General features: G+C 62.1%; 14 protein-coding genes. 5 read left to right on the plus strand and 9 right to left on the minus strand.

Annotation, left to right across the window (positions count from 1 at the left end; genetic code table 11):
- Positions 1-18 precede the first annotated feature (18 nt).
- The gene (locus FBY03_RS02475) at positions 19-456 is read left to right on the plus strand and encodes a YqaA family protein (protein WP_147170617.1); all 438 of its coding nucleotides are present in this window, start codon (positions 19-21) and stop codon (positions 454-456) included.
- A 98-nt stretch (positions 457-554) separates the two neighbouring features.
- Positions 555-1,820: an Hsp70 family protein gene (locus FBY03_RS02480; protein ID WP_147170618.1), complete on the plus strand. Its 1,266-nt coding sequence runs from the start codon at positions 555-557 to the stop codon at positions 1,818-1,820.
- Positions 1,821-1,932: 112 nt separating this feature from the next.
- Here the strand turns inward: FBY03_RS02480 and FBY03_RS02485 are convergent, their stop codons facing one another.
- Positions 1,933-4,236: a YgiQ family radical SAM protein gene (locus FBY03_RS02485; RefSeq protein ID WP_147170619.1), complete on the minus strand. Its 2,304-nt coding sequence runs from the start codon at positions 4,234-4,236 to the stop codon at positions 1,933-1,935.
- 263 nt (positions 4,237-4,499) lie between these two features.
- On the opposite strand from FBY03_RS02485, the gene FBY03_RS02490 reads away from it, so the two are divergent.
- A complete protein-coding gene (locus FBY03_RS02490; RefSeq protein WP_256677838.1) occupies positions 4,500-6,383 on the plus strand; it encodes a diguanylate cyclase in 1,884 nt (627 codons plus the stop codon).
- Here FBY03_RS02490 and alr read toward each other — a convergent pair.
- A complete protein-coding gene (gene alr, locus FBY03_RS02495; protein ID WP_147170621.1) occupies positions 6,368-7,447 on the minus strand; it encodes an alanine racemase in 1,080 nt (359 codons plus the stop codon). The genes FBY03_RS02490 and alr overlap by 16 nt on opposite strands.
- 278 nt (positions 7,448-7,725) lie before the next feature.
- On the opposite strand from alr, the gene FBY03_RS02500 reads away from it, so the two are divergent.
- Both FBY03_RS02500 and FBY03_RS02505 read left to right on the plus strand, forming a co-directional pair.
- Entirely contained in the window at positions 7,726-8,091 is a 366-nt protein-coding gene (locus FBY03_RS02500) for a VOC family protein (RefSeq protein WP_147170622.1), read from the plus strand.
- 58 nt (positions 8,092-8,149) lie between these two features.
- Positions 8,150-8,851, plus strand: coding sequence for a YafY family protein (locus FBY03_RS02505; RefSeq protein ID WP_147170623.1), 702 nt, complete (start codon positions 8,150-8,152; stop codon positions 8,849-8,851).
- 39 nt (positions 8,852-8,890) lie between these two features.
- Here the strand turns inward: FBY03_RS02505 and dnaB are convergent, their stop codons facing one another.
- From dnaB to rnr, 7 genes are all read right to left on the minus strand, one after another.
- A complete protein-coding gene (dnaB, locus tag FBY03_RS02510; RefSeq protein ID WP_147170624.1) occupies positions 8,891-10,285 on the minus strand; it encodes a replicative DNA helicase in 1,395 nt (464 codons plus the stop codon).
- Positions 10,286-10,399: 114 nt separating this feature from the next.
- On the minus strand, positions 10,400-10,846 hold the full coding sequence (gene rplI / locus FBY03_RS02515; protein ID WP_147170625.1) for a 50S ribosomal protein L9: 447 nt from the start codon (positions 10,844-10,846) through the stop codon (positions 10,400-10,402).
- A 21-nt stretch (positions 10,847-10,867) separates the two neighbouring features.
- On the minus strand, positions 10,868-11,761 hold the full coding sequence (locus FBY03_RS02520) for a hypothetical protein (RefSeq protein ID WP_147170626.1): 894 nt from the start codon (positions 11,759-11,761) through the stop codon (positions 10,868-10,870).
- Between the two features lie 36 nt (positions 11,762-11,797).
- Positions 11,798-12,028 carry a 30S ribosomal protein S18 gene (rpsR, locus tag FBY03_RS02525; protein ID WP_025164323.1) on the minus strand — a complete coding sequence of 77 codons (231 nt, stop codon included), beginning with the start codon at positions 12,026-12,028 and terminating at the stop codon, positions 11,798-11,800.
- 28 nt (positions 12,029-12,056) lie between these two features.
- Complete coding sequence (gene rpsF, locus FBY03_RS02530) at positions 12,057-12,482, minus strand: 30S ribosomal protein S6 (RefSeq protein ID WP_147170627.1); 426 nt, start codon at positions 12,480-12,482, stop codon at positions 12,057-12,059.
- 251 nt (positions 12,483-12,733) lie between these two features.
- Positions 12,734-13,486 carry a 23S rRNA (guanosine(2251)-2'-O)-methyltransferase RlmB gene (gene rlmB, locus FBY03_RS02535; protein ID WP_147170628.1) on the minus strand — a complete coding sequence of 251 codons (753 nt, stop codon included), beginning with the start codon at positions 13,484-13,486 and terminating at the stop codon, positions 12,734-12,736.
- The gene (gene rnr, locus FBY03_RS02540; RefSeq protein ID WP_147170629.1) at positions 13,483-16,053 is read right to left on the minus strand and encodes a ribonuclease R; all 2,571 of its coding nucleotides are present in this window, start codon (positions 16,051-16,053) and stop codon (positions 13,483-13,485) included. Before rnr ends, rlmB begins: the two co-directional genes overlap by 4 nt.
- Between the last annotated feature and the right edge of the window lie 108 nt (positions 16,054-16,161).

Genomic DNA, 16,161 nt, shown 5'->3' on the forward strand with positions numbered 1-16,161 from the left:
TGACGCGGTTGCCCCTGCGTGCTGACGCTCTCCGCCTACCTGGGACTGTTCCTCTCGGCATTCGGCGCCGCAACGCTGCTGCCCTTGCAGTCGGAGACGGTGCTGGTCGCGCTGCTGCTGAGCGACCGCTACCCGCTGTGGGCACTGCTCACCGTCGCCAGCGCCGGCAACGTGCTCGGCGCCCTGCTCAACTGGCTGCTCGGCCGCTCCCTCGAACACTTTCGCCACAGGCGCTGGTTCCCGGTCAGCCCACGCAAGCTGGAACAGGCGCAGGGCTGGTACGGGCGCTACGGGCATTGGTCACTGCTGCTCAGCTGGCTGCCGATAGTCGGCGATCCGCTGACCCTGGTGGCCGGTGTGATGCGCGAGCCCTGCTGGCGTTTTCTGCTGATCGTCAGTCTGGCCAAGACCGGGCGTTACGCGGTACTGGCCGCAATCACCCTTAGTCTTAACTGAGCTGCGCGGTCATCCGTCGCGGCGGCAGGCAATCGAGGCAGCATTCCCCCGCCGGCTCGCATAGAATGCGCGGCCGTTTTTCTGGAACCGTGCGCAGCATGCCTTTCTCCACTCCCGCCCGCGCCTGCGGCATCGACTTCGGCACCTCCAACTCCACCGTCGGCTGGCAGCGCCCGGGCGTAGACTCCCTGATCGCCCTGGAAGACGGCAAGATCACCCTGCCCTCGGTGCTGTTCTTCAACTTCGAAGAGCGTCGCCCGGTGTATGGCCGGCTGGCCCTGCACGAATACCTGGAAGGCTACGAAGGCCGTCTGATGCGCTCGCTCAAAAGCCTGCTGGGCTCCAAGCTGCTGAAGAGCGAGACCACGGTGCTGGGCAGCGCCATGCCGTTCAAGGATCTGCTCGGCCTGTTTATCGGCCAGCTCAAGCAGCGTGCCGAAGCCGTGGCCGAGCGTCCGTTCGAGGAAGTGGTGCTGGGCCGTCCGGTATTTTTCGTCGACGACGATCCGGCCGCCGACCTGGAGGCGCAAAACACCCTGGTCGCGGTGGCGCATAAACTCGGCTTCAAGGACGTATCCTTCCAGTACGAACCGATTGCCGCCGCCTTCGATTATGAGAGCGGCATCGACCGCGAGGAGCTGGTGCTGATCGTCGACATCGGCGGCGGCACCTCGGACTTCTCCCTGGTGCGCCTGGCGCCCGAGCGCCGCGCAATCGCCGACCGGCATGACGACATCCTCGCCACCGGCGGTGTGCATATCGGCGGTACCGACTTCGACAAGCAACTCAGCCTGCAAGGAGTGATGCCTCTGTTCGGCTACGGCAGCCGAATGAAGAGCGACGCGCCGATGCCGACCAGCACGCACCTCAACCTGGCCACCTGGCACACCATCAACGCGGTGTATGCGCAGAAGTCGCAGTTGGCACTGCAGAGCATGCGTTACGACATCCTCGACCCGACCGGCATCGACCGCCTGTTCAAACTGATCGAGCAACGTGCCGGACACTGGCTGGCGATGCAAATTGAAGACAGCAAGATCGCCCTGACCGAGACCGGCGAACGGCCGATCGCGCTAGAACGCATCGAGGCGGGCCTGGTCGCCGAACTGACCCGCGAGCTGTTCGAGAACGCCATCGAGCCACTGCTGCAGCGCATTCGCGCCAGCGTCGGGCAACTGCTGGGCAATGCCGGCGTGACTGTCGAGCAGGTCGATACGGTGTTCTTCACCGGCGGCTCCAGCAGCATTCCGGCATTGCGCCAGAGCGTGGCGGCGATGCTGCCGAACGCCCGGCACGTGGAAGGCAACAACTTCGGCAGCATCGGCAGCGGCCTGGCCATCGAGGCGCAGAAGCGCTACGGCTAAAGCACCTAGCCCGGATGCAATCCGGGGCTTTCACTGCCCCCGGATTGCATCCGGGCTACGCAACCGTGGGAGCGCTTTCGCGGCCAAGGCCGCTGCCACAGGGAACCTGCGGTTAGCGCGGCACGGCCGGACGCTTAGCTGGCTTCTTGCCTTTACCTTTGCTGGCATCGAAGCGCTCTTTCGCCGCTTGCTGATTCTTGGCAAAGGCTGCGGCCTTAGCTTCCTCGCGCTTGTCCCAAGGATTGCCGCCATCGCTGCCACGCGGCGGCAGACCGCTGTGCTGGGTGAGGATCTTGGTGGTCTTTTCCTTGGCCACTTTATGGCTGCCGGCCGGCGTGGAGTTTTTGCGTCGCGCACTCTGGTAGCTGTCGGTGGCCGGTTGATGCAACGGGATCAGCTGATTCTTGCCCGGACCGATCAAGTCGGCACGACCCATGCGAGTCAGTGCTTCACGCAGCATCGGCCAGCCTTTCGGGTCGTGATAACGCAGGAAGGCTTTGTGCAGGCGCCGCTGCGCCTCGCTCTTGACGATCTGCACGCCATCGCTCTTGTAGGTCACCTTGCGCAGCGGGTTCTTGCCCGAGTGGTACATGGCGGTGGCAGTGGCCATCGGCGAGGGGTAGAAGGCCTGCACCTGGTCGGCGCGGAAGCCGTTGCCCTTGAGCCACAGGGCCAGGTTCATCATGTCTTCGTCGGTGGTGCCCGGGTGCGCGGCAATGAAGTACGGAATCAGGTACTGCTCTTTGCCGGCTTCCTTGGAGTACTTCTCGAACATCCGCTTGAACTTGTCATAGCTGCCAATGCCCGGCTTCATCATCTGGTTGAGCGGACCTTCCTCGGTGTGCTCCGGGGCGATCTTCAGGTAACCACCGACGTGGTGGGTGACCAGCTCCTTGACGTACTCCGGCGACTCGACGGCGAGGTCGTAGCGCAGACCGGAGGCGATCAGAATTTTCTTCACTCCCGGCAAGGCGCGGGCGCTGCGATACAGCTGGATCAAGGAGGAATGGTCGGTATTGAGGTTCGGGCAGATGCCGGGGAACACGCAGGATGGCTTGCGGCACGCGGACTCGATTTCCGGGCTCTTGCAGGCGATGCGGTACATGTTCGCGGTCGGCCCGCCCAGGTCGGAAATCACCCCGGTAAAGCCCGGCACCTTGTCGCGGATCTCCTCGATCTCACGAATGATCGACTCTTCCGAGCGGTTCTGGATGATCCGCCCTTCGTGCTCGGTGATCGAGCAGAAGGTACAGCCGCCGAAGCAGCCGCGCATGATGTTCACCGAGAAACGGATCATCTCGTAGGCCGGGATCTTCGCCTTGCCATACGCCGGGTGCGGCACCCGCGCATAGGGCATGCCGAACACATAGTCCATTTCTTCGGTGGTCATCGGAATGGGTGGCGGGTTGAACCAGACGTCCACCTCGCCGTGCTTCTGCACCAGCGCACGGGCGTTGCCCGGGTTGGTTTCCAGGTGCAGCACGCGGTTGGCGTGGGCATACAGCACCGCGTCACCGCGGACTTTCTCCACCGAGGGCAGGCGAATCACGGTCTTGTCGCGCGTCATCCGCGGGCTGGCCAGGATCTGCACGACCTGGGCCTCGTTGGGGTCTTCGACCGGGCCCTTCTCCTGCTCGATGGCGCAGGCCTGGGTGTCCTGGGTATTGACGTAGGGGTTGATGATCTTGTCGATCTTGCCCGGACGGTCGATCCGCGTGGAGTCGACTTCGTACCAGTCTTTCGGCGTGTCACGGCGAATGAACGCGGTGCCGCGCACGTCGGTGATGTCTTCGATCTTGTGGCCGTAGGACAGGCGCTGGGCGACTTCGACAATCGCCCGTTCGGCGTTGCCGTACAGCAGGATGTCGGCGCAGGCGTCGATCAGGATCGAGTTACGCACCCGGTCCTGCCAGTAGTCGTAGTGAGCGATGCGCCGCAGCGAGGCTTCGATGCCGCCGAGGACGATCGGCACATGCTTGTAGGCTTCCTTGCAGCGCTGGCTGTAGACCAGGCTGGCGCGATCCGGGCGGCTGCCGGCCAGGCCACCGGGGGTGTAGGCGTCGTCGGAACGGACCTTCTTGTCGGCGGTGTAGCGGTTGATCATCGAGTCCATGTTGCCGGCCGCGACGCCGAAGAACAGGTTCGGCTCGCCGAGCTTCATGAAGTCGTCTTTCGACTGCCAGTTCGGCTGGGCGATGATGCCCACGCGAAAGCCCTGGGACTCCAGCAAGCGGCCGATGATGGCCATACCGAAGGACGGATGGTCGACGTAGGCATCGCCGGTGACGATGATGATGTCGCAGCTGTCCCAGCCCAACTGGTCCATCTCTTCCCGACTCATCGGCAGGAAAGGCGCCGGCCCGAAACACTCGGCCCAGTATTTTGGATAGTCAAATAACGGCTTGGCTGCTTGCATGACGAGGACCGAGGTTTCTAGTGTTTAAACGGGGGCGGAATATAGCACAAAAATTAACCAAATCCGACCATACCGCTAGGTTTTACGGGGCCGAGCGACTGGCGTTTGGGCTCAGACACTTGTGATCACAGTAGCCATCTATGGCTATACTCCGCCCCACAACAACAGCATCGACCAAACGGAAGCAGGGACAAGGAGTACGCGCGGTGCAGCGGTTTGTCGCCTCAATAGTGTTACTGCTGAGCCTGGCATGTACGGCCGGCTTGGCCAGGGCCGCCCCGATAACCCTGACCCCAGACAGCAGTGGTCTGTCCTTGAATGGGCAGATCGAGTTGCTGGAGGATGTGGGCGGCCAACTGCATATTGCCGACATGGCCGACCCGGCCGTGCAAAGCCGCTTTCAGCCGGCCAATGGCCGCGCCACTGTCGGCCAGAGCCGCAACCCCTGGTGGATCAAGGTCAGCCTGCAACGCACGCCCGAGGCCCCCGCACAATGGTGGCTGGAAAACGCCGGCATCACCATTTTCGACTTGCAGCTCTACCTGCCAAACGGCAACGGCGGCTGGATCACCCGCAACACCGGCAATGCCGTGCCTTACAGCGAAGGCCGTGACTATGCCTACCGGCGCATGCTGTTCAAACTACCGGAACTCGGCGACGAGCCGCTGACCCTGTACTTTCGCAGCTACGACCCTGCCGGCAACTCCTTCCCACTCAGCACCTGGCAGCTCGGCGACCTGGAACAGCACGCCAGCAACGAGAACCTCGGTTTCGGCTTGATCTACGGAATCATTCTGGCGCTGCTGCTGTACAACCTGTTCATCCTCATCGCCCTGCGTGACAAAGCCTATTTCTGGTATGTCATGGCCACCGCCTGTGTGCTGGTGTTTATCCTCAGCATGACCGGCCATGGCTTCCAGTACCTGTGGCCGGGCAGTGCCGTACCCTTCTGGCTCGATCGCATCACCCTACCTTCGCTGTGGGGGATTTTCGTCATGCGTTTCACCCAGGAGCTGCTCTATACCAAGCGCGGCTTGATCTGGCCGCATCGCCTGCTGAATGCCGGCTGCGTACTGTACGTCATCGCCATACTGATCAACGCCTTCGGCTACCGCGCCGAAGGCGCCCTGATGATCGCCCTGACACCGATCGTCACGGTACCGACCGCGCTGTTCAGCGCTGGCGTACGCTGTTACCAGGGCTTTATCCCGTCACGCCTCTACCTGCTCGGCTATGGCGCCGTGCTGGGCAGCACGGTGGTGTTGGTGATGCGTGCGGCCGGACTGATCGAGCCGAACAACTTCACCGCCTACCTGTTCCCGCTGTCGGTCGCGGCAGAAACCATCCTGTTCTCCTTTGCCCTGGCCTATCGCATCCAGATTCTCAAGCGGGAAAAAGCCGCAGCCCTGATCCAAGCCGACCGCGAGAAAACCGCACGTCTTACCCAGATCCAGGCCAGCAGCGACGAGCTACAGGATGCCGTGGCCCGGCGCACCGCCGAACTCGCGGCGGCCAATGCGCGCCTGTCACTGCGCGAACGGGAGCTGGAACACGCAGCCTTTCACGACTCCTTGACCGAGCTGCCCAACCGTCGCTACCTGGTCGAGCGCACCGAAGCGGCGCTGGCCAACGCCGAGCGCCACCGCGAAAGCGTGGCGCTGATGCTGATCGACCTCGATCACTTCAAACCGATCAACGACAGGCATGGCCACGACGCCGGCGACCTGATGCTGCAAGCCATCGCCGAGCGCTTGCGTGAGCATGTGCGGGGCGGCGACACCGTGGCCCGTCTGGGCGGCGACGAGTTTGCCGTGCTGATCAGCGGCACCGATGCCGAGCCGCACGCTCAAGAAATTACCGCACGCCTGCTCGCCGCACTGGCGCAACCGGTGATGTATGGTGCCGAACGGCTCAGCGTGACCATCAGCATCGGCGTGGCGCTCTACCCTCAGCACGCCAAGCAGTTCACCGAGCTGTATAAGGCCGCCGACGAAACCCTGTACAAGGTCAAGGCACGCGGTCGCTCAGGCGCCGCACTCTGCGGTGAAGATGGCGAGCTGAGCAACAGCGCGCGCCTGCAGCTGGACGTGATCAAGGTCACCAGCGGGCTCTGTCAGTCCGCCCCAACCGATCAGCCGCTGAAATAGCGCCGCGGCACCCGCGGGGTCACCTTGCTCAGCAACTCGTAGCCAATGGTGCCGGCGGCCTGCGCCACCTCATCCACCGGCAGTTGCGCGCCCCACACCTGCACCGCATCGCCGACCTGAGCCTCAGCCAGGTCGCTGAGATCCACCGCCAGCATGTCCATCGACACCCGTCCGACCAGCGGCACACGCTGCCCGCGTACCAGCAGCGGCGTACCGCTCGGCGCGTGACGCGGGTAACCGTCGGCATAGCCACAGCTCACCGTGCCGATGCGTGACGGCCGCGCCGCAACCCAGCTGGCGCCGTAACCCACAGCCTCGCCAACATTGATCTCGCGGATGGCGATCAACTCTGCCGTGAGGCTCATGACCGGCTTGAGCCCGAGCACCTCGGCACTCAGCTCGCGAAAGGGGCTCGCGCCATAGAGCATGATGCCCGGGCGCAACCAATCCATGTGCGCCGCCGGGATAGTCAGAATCGCCGCCGAGTTGGCTAGTGAGCGCTGGGCAAAATCGAGATTCAGCAGGCTGAGAAAATGTTCGAGCTGTTGTTCGGTCATCTCGCTGCCGCGCTCATCGGCGCAGGCGAAATGGCTGAGCAAGTTGAGCTCGGCAACCTGCGCGGTGCCGCACAGACGCGCATGCCACTCACGCACAGCCGCCTCGCTGAAGCCCAGGCGATGCATGCCGCTGTCCAGCTTCAGCCAGACATTCAAGGGCCGCCCGAGGCGTGCGGCCAACAACTGCTGCGCTTGCGGCGCACTGTGCAGCACCACGTCCAGACCGAGCTGCGCGGCCACCTGGTACTCCTGCGCAGCGAAACAGCCTTCGAGCAATAGAATCCGCGCCTCGTCGTGCAACGCGCGCACCTCGGCCGCTTCCTCCAGGCTGGCCACGGCAAAACCGTCGGCCTCATCGTGCAGCGCCGCCACCACCTCACGAGCACCATGCCCATAGGCATTCGCCTTGACCACAGCAAAGGCCTGTCGGCCGGGCGCGCAGCGTTTGGCAACGGCGTAGTTATGACGGATGGCGGACAGATCGATGCTGGCGACAAGCGGGCGCATGGCTCGGGCTCGTATGTTGGAGGGGCGACCATCTTAAACCTCGCCCCTCAGGCTGCAAACGCCAGGCATCCGCTCGCCACAGCGCCGTGCCAGAGCCTTGGGCGCGACTCATGCCGCGACGCCTGGCAGCGGCCTACCGCACCGCCGTCGGCAGGCGCTGCAGACTGCTGACAGTAAGCTGTCAGCAGCCCTGCCTTAGAGTGGCCTCAGCAGACTGAAGCGCGCCGCCATCTGCTGCCGGTGCCTGCTGCCAAACCCCGTCATCAAGGAGAGAGAAAATGAATGCAATCAACTGGTTCGAACTGTTCGTCAGCGACTTCGAGCGCGCCCGTCGTTTTTATGAGCAGGCCCTGGCGCAGCCGCTGGAGGTGATGGAGGGCATGGGCGGGCGCATGGCGCTGTTTCCCCACGCCCCGGAAAGCGGAGTCGGCGGCTGCCTGAGCGATTCCGCCGAACAACAGAGCGGCATTGGCGGCACCCGGGTCTACCTTAATGTCGAAGGGCAATTGGATGCCGTAGTGAACCGGGTTCCGGCGGCAGGAGGCGTCATCATCCAGGGCAAGATGTCCATCGCCCCTCATGGCTTCATCGCTGTGATAAAAGACAGCGAAGGCAATGAGGTGGGCCTGCACAGCATGTCCTGAACCTGCCACCCCGGGCGTGCCATTGCTCGCCCGACCACCGAGACCGACAAGAGGGAGCATGAGACGCGCTGACCGGCTGTTCCAGATCGTGCAGTTCCTGCGTAGTCGCCGCCTGACCACTGCCCAATGGCTGGCCGAACGCCTACAAGTGTCGGTGCGCACCATCTACCGCGACATCCAGGACCTCTCGCTCTCCGGCGTACCGCTGGAGGGCGAGGCCGGCGTCGGCTATGTACTGCGCCAACCCATGGATCTGCCGCCGCTAATGTTCGAACGCGAGGAGATCGAAGCCCTGCTGACCGGCGCGCGCATGGTCAAGGCCTGGGCCGACCCGCAGCTGCAGCGGGCCGCCGAGTCGGCGCTGGCGAAGATCCACGGAGTCTTGCCGCAAGCCCTGCGCGATGAACTCAACCGCAACCAGATGCTCGCCCCGGAGACCCGCCCGCTGCCCGTGCACTGGCTCGGCGAGCTGCGCCAGGCCATCCGGCAGCGCCATAAGCTGCTGATCAGCTACCGCGACGAAAACGGCGAGAGCAGCCAGCGCCACATCCGTCCCTTGGGTCTTTTTTTCTGGGGACAAGTCTGGACCTTGTGCGGCTGGTGCGAATTGCGCGATGACTTTCGCAACTTCCGCGTCGACCGGGTGCAGACCCTGGACGACAGCGGCGAGACTTTCCAAACCGTAGCCGGCCAACGCCTGGAGGACTACCTCGCGCGCCATGTCTGCGCCGATCAGCTGACCCCGAGCTACAAGTCCTGAGCCGTTCAACCCGCGCGGGCGGGCACCGCGGCCAAGCGCTTACTCGTCGTCGAACTGATAGCTACCCGGCGCCAGGTTCTCGAAGCGCGAGTACTTGCCGAGAAAGGCCAGCCGCGAGGTGCCGATTGGGCCGTTACGCTGCTTGCCGATGATGATCTCGGCGACGCCCTTGAGCTCGGTTTCCGGGTGGTACACCTCGTCCCGGTAAACGAACATGATGATGTCGGCGTCCTGCTCGATGGCCCCCGACTCACGCAAGTCGGAGTTGATCGGGCGCTTGTTGGGGCGCTGCTCCAGAGAGCGGTTGAGCTGTGACAGGGCGATCACCGGGCAGTTGAATTCCTTGGCCAGGGCTTTCAGCGAGCGGGAAATTTCCGAGATCTCATTGACTCGACTTTCGCTGCTGGAACCAGGAATCTGCATCAACTGCAGGTAGTCGACCATGATCATGGCGATCTCACCGTGCTCACGGGCCAGGCGCCGGGTGCGCGCACGCATCTCCGACGGCGAGATGCCCGCGGTATCGTCGATGAACAGCTTGCGGTCGTTGAGCAGGTTGACCGCAGAGGTCAGGCGCGGCCAATCGTCGTCGTCCAGGCGACCGGCACGCACCTTGGTCTGATCGATACGCCCCAGCGAGGCGAGCATCCGCATCACAATGGAGTCGGCCGGCATCTCCAGCGAGTACACCACCACCGCCTTGTCGCTGCGCAGCACGGCGTTTTCCACCAGGTTCATGGCGAAGGTGGTCTTACCCATGGAAGGACGACCGGCGACGATCACCAGGTCCGCCGGCTGCAGACCGCTGGTCTGCGCGTCCAGGTCGGTGAAGCCGGTGGATAGACCGGTAATCGCATCGCCCGAGTTGAACAGGGTATCGATGCGGTCGATGGCCTTGACCAGGATCTCGTTGATACCCACCGGCCCGCCGGTCTTCGGCCGCGCCTCGGCAATCTGGAAGATCAGCCGCTCGGCCTCGTCGAGGATTTCTTCGCCGGTACGCCCTTGCGGTGCATAGGCGCTGTCGGCGATTTCACTGCTGATGCCGATCAATTGGCGCAGGGTGGCGCGCTCGCGAATGATCTGCGCATAGGCCTTGATGTTGGCCACCGACGGGGTGTTCTTGGCCAGCTCGCCGAGATAGGCCAAACCGCCGACCTGGGACAACTGGCCTTCCTTGTCCAACTGCTCGGACAGGGTCACCACGTCGAAGGGATGATTGCGCTCGGCCAGTTTGTAGATGGCGCGAAACACCAGGCGATGGTCATGCCGATAGAAGTCGCCATCGGAAACCTGATCGAGCACACGCTCCCAGGCATTGTTGTCCAACATCAGGCCACCGAGCACGGCCTGCTCGGCCTCTATCGAGTGCGGTGGCACCTTCAGGGCTGAGGTTTCCAGGTCGTATTGCTCGGGAATGCTGATGTCGTTCATAGGGCTCAGGAGAAAATTCTACAGTTGAAAAACAAAGGGCACGGCATCGCTTACGCAATGTCGTGCCCGATGTTAGCGGGCTTGCACTTAAGCGCAAGCCCGTTTGGCGGCTACTTAGGCAGCTACCACAACGACCCTAACGGTCGCTTCAACGTCGGAGTGCAGATGCACCGCTACGTCGTACTCGCCAACCTGACGAATGGTGCCGTTCGGCAGACGCACTTCAGCTTTGGCCACTTCCACGCCAGAGGCGGTCAGGGCGTCAGCAATGTCGTGAGTACCGATAGAGCCAAACAGCTTGCCTTCGTCACCAGCGGTTGCGGTGATGGTCACTTCCAGCTCAGCCAATTGAGCAGCGCGAGTTTCAGCAGATGCTTTCTTCTCGGCAGCCAATTTTTCCAGCTCGGCGCGACGCGCTTCGAACGCAGCAACGTTCGCAGCGGTAGCAGCGGTGGCCTTGCCTTGCGGCAGCAGGAAGTTACGGCCGTAACCAGCCTTAACGTTCACTTTATCGCCCAGGTTGCCCAGATTGGCGATTTTTTCCAGCAGGATCAGTTCCATTTGGTAATAACCTCTTAACTTTTAACCTTCACCGTTCGCGGGGCCAGAGCCTTGCTTGCGCTCGAAGCGACCACGAAAATCAAACAGGCTGTCGACAATGGCCAAAACCACCAGTAACGGATAAGTCAGCTGCATAAACAGCAGCAGCGTGATGTACAACCCCACCAACCAGAACTTGGCCAGTCGCTTTTGTGCCACCAGCCCATGCAACAGGGCGATGCCAGCGAACACCAGTGGCACACTGCACAGCGGAGTCAACATGGCCAACTGCGGTCCCAGATTGGGACCGAGCAGCATGCCGACCAGCAGCAACATCGCCGGTGCCGGCGGCAGCCTCAATGCGCGAAACTCGCGCCCGAAACCACCGGGGTTGTACAACAGCGCCTGCCAATAACGCCCAAGCATCAGGCTGAGCAGGCTGACAATCTGCAACAAAGCCGCTATCAAACCGGTCAGCACCGGTGCAATCAGGCTGTCCAGGCGCGCTCGCTCGTCCACCGACATCTGCTGGTGAACCCCATCGAGCATGTGCGGCAGGAGCTTTTGCAGCTCACCTGCCATTGCCACGATGGGTTCGCGGAACACCGCACCCAAAACCACCCCATACACCAGACCCAACGCCACGCTGCATAACAGCACGCGATTCCAGGACTGGCTGGCGCGTAACAACAACGCCAGCCCCAGCGCACCGAGCAACACCAACAGGGTGCGCGGCTCACCGAAATACCACCAGCCAATCGCCGGCAGCAGGGCCCAGACGAGGATGCCCAGGGCATCACTCGAACCACGCCGCAGGAGCACTAAGCTTCCGGCGGCAGCACTTAACCAGAACAGCAGCGGCAATGCCGCTGAAACAACCACCACAAGAGTGGCCTGCATACGGCCGCGCATAATGAATTCAGCTAAGGCGCGCATGCGATTTATCCCTTACTACTTGTCGAGCATCCGGTCTCAGTGGCCGTGGCTGTCGGTGTAGGGCAGCAGGGCCAGGAAGCGGGCGCGCTTGATAGCGGTAGCCAGCTGACGCTGATAACGAGCCTTGGTACCGGTGATACGGCTAGGAACGATCTTGCCGGTTTCAGATACATAAGCTTTCAAGGTGTTGAGATCTTTGTAATCGATCTCCTTCACGTTTTCAGCGGTGAAACGGCAGAACTTACGACGACGGAAAAAACGTGCCATGAGAGTGGCTCCTCAATAGGTCCGTGGATTACTCGTCAGCGTTATCGCTGGCGTCGCTGTTATCACTGTTATCGCCATCGGCGGAATCAGTGTGCTCAGGACGGTCGCGACGCTCGCGGCGCTCGCTACGATTTTCCTCAGCCTTGAGCATTTCGGACTGCTCGGTAACGGCTTCGTCGCGACGGATGACCAAGTTACGGATCACGGCATCGTTATAACGGAAGTTGTCCTCCAGCTCAGCCAGGGCTTTGCCGGTGCACTCTACGTTGAGCATCACGTAGTGGGCTTTGTGGACGTTATTGATGGCGTAAGCCAGCTGACGACGGCCCCAATCTTCCAGACGGTGGATTTTGCCGCCGTCTTCTTCGATCAGCTTGGTGTAACGCTCAACCATGCCGCCGACTTGCTCGCTCTGGTCCGGATGAACCAGAAAGATGATTTCGTAATGACGCATAAATGCTCCTTACGGGTTGTAGCCTGCCACTTACTGTGGTCAGACAAGGAGTGAATGACACTGTTGGTCTTGCTGGACGGAGGGCACAAAAGCACCTGCCGTCGCGGCAAGGGGCGCCATTCTAGAGAAGCCCCCTACCCCGCGCAAGGTGAACTGGTGATTATTTGAACAGCCCACTAAACATGGGACCAGCTTGCAGACCGCGAAGCCCGGCAGGCGTTTCGCCACGCGCTGAACTGGGACAGCGTGGATCAGGGGCGCACTTTGCTTTGGCGCTGACGCAGAGCCTCGAACAAGCAGACCCCGGTGGCCACCGAGACATTGAGGCTGCTGACGCTGCCGGCCATTGGCAGCTTGACCAGATAATCGCAGTGCTCGCGCGTCAGTCGGCGCATGCCTTTGCCTTCGGCGCCCATGATCAGCACCGTCGGCCCGGTCAGGTCCTGCTGATACAGTTCCAGCTCAGCCTCGCCCGCCGTGCCGACCACCCACAGGCCACGCTGCTGGAGTTTCTCCAGGCTGCGCGCCAGGTTAGTCACCGCCACCAACGGTATGACTTCGGCCGCTCCGCAGGCGACCTTGCGCACGGTGGCATTGAGCGTGGCGGACTTGTCCTTCGGTACGATCACCGCCAGGGCCCCGGCCGCATCGGCGGTACGCAGGCAGGCGCCGAGATTGTGCGGGTCGGTCACGCCGTCCAGCACCAATAACAGCGGTGGCCCTTCGGCACGATCGAGCAGCTCTTCGAGCATCGCCTCGCCCCACACCTGGCTCGGCGTGACATCAGCCACCACGCCTTGGTGCACACCCTCGGTCCAGGCATCCATCTCGCGCCGCTCACATTGACCGACCGACACCCGCGCCTGCGCTGCCAACTCGACCAATGTTTGCACCCGCGGATCATTACGCCCCTCGGCCAGCCATACCTGTTTTACCCGCTTCGGATGGTGACGCAACAGCGCCTCTACGGCATGCAGGCCATAGATTTTTTCCAACTGACTCATGATTTCGCCTTACGTTTACGCGGACCACCCGTGCTGCCGGTAGAGGCTGAGCCGGCCTTCGCCGGCCCCTTGCGGTGCTTGCTCGGCTTGGCGTCTTTACCGGCCGGCTTAGCCGCCTCGCCCTTGCCGCCACGCCCCTTACCCTTGGACTCGGCGAGCAGCGCCTGCTTGACCTCGCGACTCTTCCTCACATCGACATTACCGTAGTGAGGATCACCCTTGGCCGCCGTGGCCTTGCCTGCACGCGCACGACCAGTCTTGGCCGCCGACTCGGCACCCCGGCCTTTGCGGCCGATCGGTGCATCGATCACGCTCTGCGCCATCTCGAAATCGATCTTGCGCTCATCCAGGTCGACGCGCATGACCTTCACTTCGACACTGTCGCCCAACCGGAAACTACGGCCACTGCGTTCGCCCGCGAGGCGGTGATGCACAGGATCGAAGTGATAGTAATCGCCCGGCAGCGCGGTGACGTGGACCAAGCCTTCGACGTAGATGTCCTTCAACTCGACGAACAGACCGAAACCGGTAACGGCAGTGATCACCCCTTGGAAGGTTTCACCGACACGATCCTTCATGAACTCGCACTTCAGCCAGTTCACCACGTCGCGAGTCGCCTCATCGGCGCGTCGCTCGGACATCGAACACTGCTCGCCGAGCTGCTCCAGCGCCGGCTCATCGTAAGGATAAATGCGTGCCTTCGGCATGATCGCGGCACCGGCGCGCTGAACATGCGGGGTGTCACGCTTGGAGCGGATCACACTGCGAATCGCCCGATGGATCAGCAAGTCCGGGTAACGCCGAATCGGCGAGGTGAAGTGGGCATAGGCTTCGTAGTTCAGACCGAAGTGGCCTTGATTGTCGGCGCTGTACACCGCCTGGCTGAGCGAGCGCAGCATTACCGTCTGAATCAGGTGGTAATCCGGACGCTCGCGAATAGTTTCCAGCAGGGCCTGGTAGTCCTTGGGCGATGGACCTTCTTTGGCTTTTCCGCGGTGCAGCGACAAACCCAATTCGGCGAGAAACGCCTTGAGCTTCTCCAGACGCTCGGGCGGCGGACCGTCGTGCACGCGATACAGCGCCGGGATCTCATGCTTCTGCATGAACGCCGCGGTGGCCACGTTGGCCGCCAGCATGCACTCCTCGATCAACTTGTGCGCATCGTTACGCTGAGTCGGTCGGATCTCGGCGATCTTGCGATCGGCACCGAAGATGATCCGCGTTTCCTGGGTTTCGAAATCGATGGCACCGCGCTCATGTCGCGCAGACAGCAGCACCTGATACAGCGAATAGAGCTGCTTGAGATGCGGCAACACCTCGCTGTACTCGCCGCGCAGCGCCTTGCCTTCAGTGCTCTTCGGCTGCTCGAGCATGGCGCTGACCTTGTTGTAGGTCAGTCGTGCATGGGAATGGATCACCGCCTCATAGAACTGGTAGTCGGTCATCTTGCCGGTCTTCGAGATGGTCATCTCACAGACCATGGCCAGCCTATCCACCTGCGGATTGAGCGAGCACAAGCCGTTGGACAACTCCTCCGGCAACATCGGAATGACCCGCTCGGGGAAATACACCGAGTTACCACGCACCTGCGCCTCGTCGTCCAGGGCCGAGCCGATTTTCACGTAATGCGATACATCGGCGATGGCCACGTAGAGCTTCCAGCCGCCGGAAAACAGCCGCCAGTTGCCGCCGCTTTTCTCGCAATACACCGCATCGTCGAAGTCGCGAGCATCTTCACCATCGATGGTGACGAAGGGCAGGTGGCGCAAGTCGACGCGCTTCTCCTTGTCCTTTTCCTCGACTTCCGGCTTGAGCTTGTGTGCCTCCTTGACCACCGCCTCGGGCCACACATGCGGCAGGTCATAGCTACGCAGCGCCACGTCGATCTCCATGCCCGGCGCCATGTAGTTGCCGACCACTTCGAGCACATCGCCCTGCGGCTGGAAGCGCGGAGTCGGCCAGTGGGTGATTTTCACCTCGACGAACTGCCCCTGCTTGGCTCCGTTGTTGCGGCCAGGCGTCACCAGCACTTCCTGCTGGATCTTCGGGTTGTCGGCAACCACGAAGCCAATTCCGCTCTCCTCGTAATAGCGCCCGACGATGCTCTCATGACCACGGGAGATCACTTCGACAATCGCCCCCTCACGACGACCGCGCCGATCGAGGCCGGAAACGCGCGCCAAAGCCCGATCACTATCGAACACCAGACGCATCTGCGCCGGACTGAGGAACAGGTCATCACTGCCATCGTCCGGGATCAGAAAGCCAAAACCATCGCGATGACCGCTGACGCGCCCGAGAATCAGATCGAGCTTGTCCACCGGGGCATAAGTGCCGCGCCGGGTGTAAATCAACTGACCGTCGCGCTCCATAGCGCGCAGACGGCGGCGCAGGGCTTCGATCTGTTCCTCACTGATCAAACCGAGCTCTTCGACCAACTGCTCGCGATTCGCGGCGGAACCGCGCTCGGCGAGGTGCTGCAAAATCAGCTCGCGACTCGGGATGGGGTTTTCATATTTTTCCGCTTCACGAGCGGCCTCGGGATCGAGGGATTGCCAATCGGCCATTAGAGAAAGTTCACCTTTTCTATATAAAGTCGGTTTTTCATGTGCCTATTGAAGCGCGAAACCACTGCTTGGGTCAGCCCGGCACACGGAATAAAATTTTTTAACCAC

Source organism: Pseudomonas sp. SJZ079, assembly GCF_007993865.1.
Classification (GTDB): domain Bacteria; phylum Pseudomonadota; class Gammaproteobacteria; order Pseudomonadales; family Pseudomonadaceae; genus Aquipseudomonas.

Coding starts and splice junctions, on each gene's coding strand:
- FBY03_RS02480 (WP_147170618.1), top strand. CDS start 555: ATGCCTTTCTCCACTCCCGCCCGCGCCTGCGGCATCGACTTCGGCACC.
- FBY03_RS02485 (WP_147170619.1), bottom strand. CDS start 4,236: ATGCAAGCAGCCAAGCCGTTATTTGACTATCCAAAATACTGGGCCGAG.
- alr (WP_147170621.1), bottom strand. CDS start 7,447: ATGCGCCCGCTTGTCGCCAGCATCGATCTGTCCGCCATCCGTCATAAC.
- FBY03_RS02500 (WP_147170622.1), top strand. CDS start 7,726: ATGAATGCAATCAACTGGTTCGAACTGTTCGTCAGCGACTTCGAGCGC.
- FBY03_RS02505 (WP_147170623.1), top strand. CDS start 8,150: ATGAGACGCGCTGACCGGCTGTTCCAGATCGTGCAGTTCCTGCGTAGT.
- dnaB (WP_147170624.1), bottom strand. CDS start 10,285: ATGAACGACATCAGCATTCCCGAGCAATACGACCTGGAAACCTCAGCC.
- rplI (WP_147170625.1), bottom strand. CDS start 10,846: ATGGAACTGATCCTGCTGGAAAAAATCGCCAATCTGGGCAACCTGGGC.
- FBY03_RS02520 (WP_147170626.1), bottom strand. CDS start 11,761: ATGCGCGCCTTAGCTGAATTCATTATGCGCGGCCGTATGCAGGCCACT.
- rpsR (WP_025164323.1), bottom strand. CDS start 12,028: ATGGCACGTTTTTTCCGTCGTCGTAAGTTCTGCCGTTTCACCGCTGAA.
- rpsF (WP_147170627.1), bottom strand. CDS start 12,482: ATGCGTCATTACGAAATCATCTTTCTGGTTCATCCGGACCAGAGCGAG.
- rlmB (WP_147170628.1), bottom strand. CDS start 13,486: ATGAGTCAGTTGGAAAAAATCTATGGCCTGCATGCCGTAGAGGCGCTG.
- rnr (WP_147170629.1), bottom strand. CDS start 16,053: ATGGCCGATTGGCAATCCCTCGATCCCGAGGCCGCTCGTGAAGCGGAA.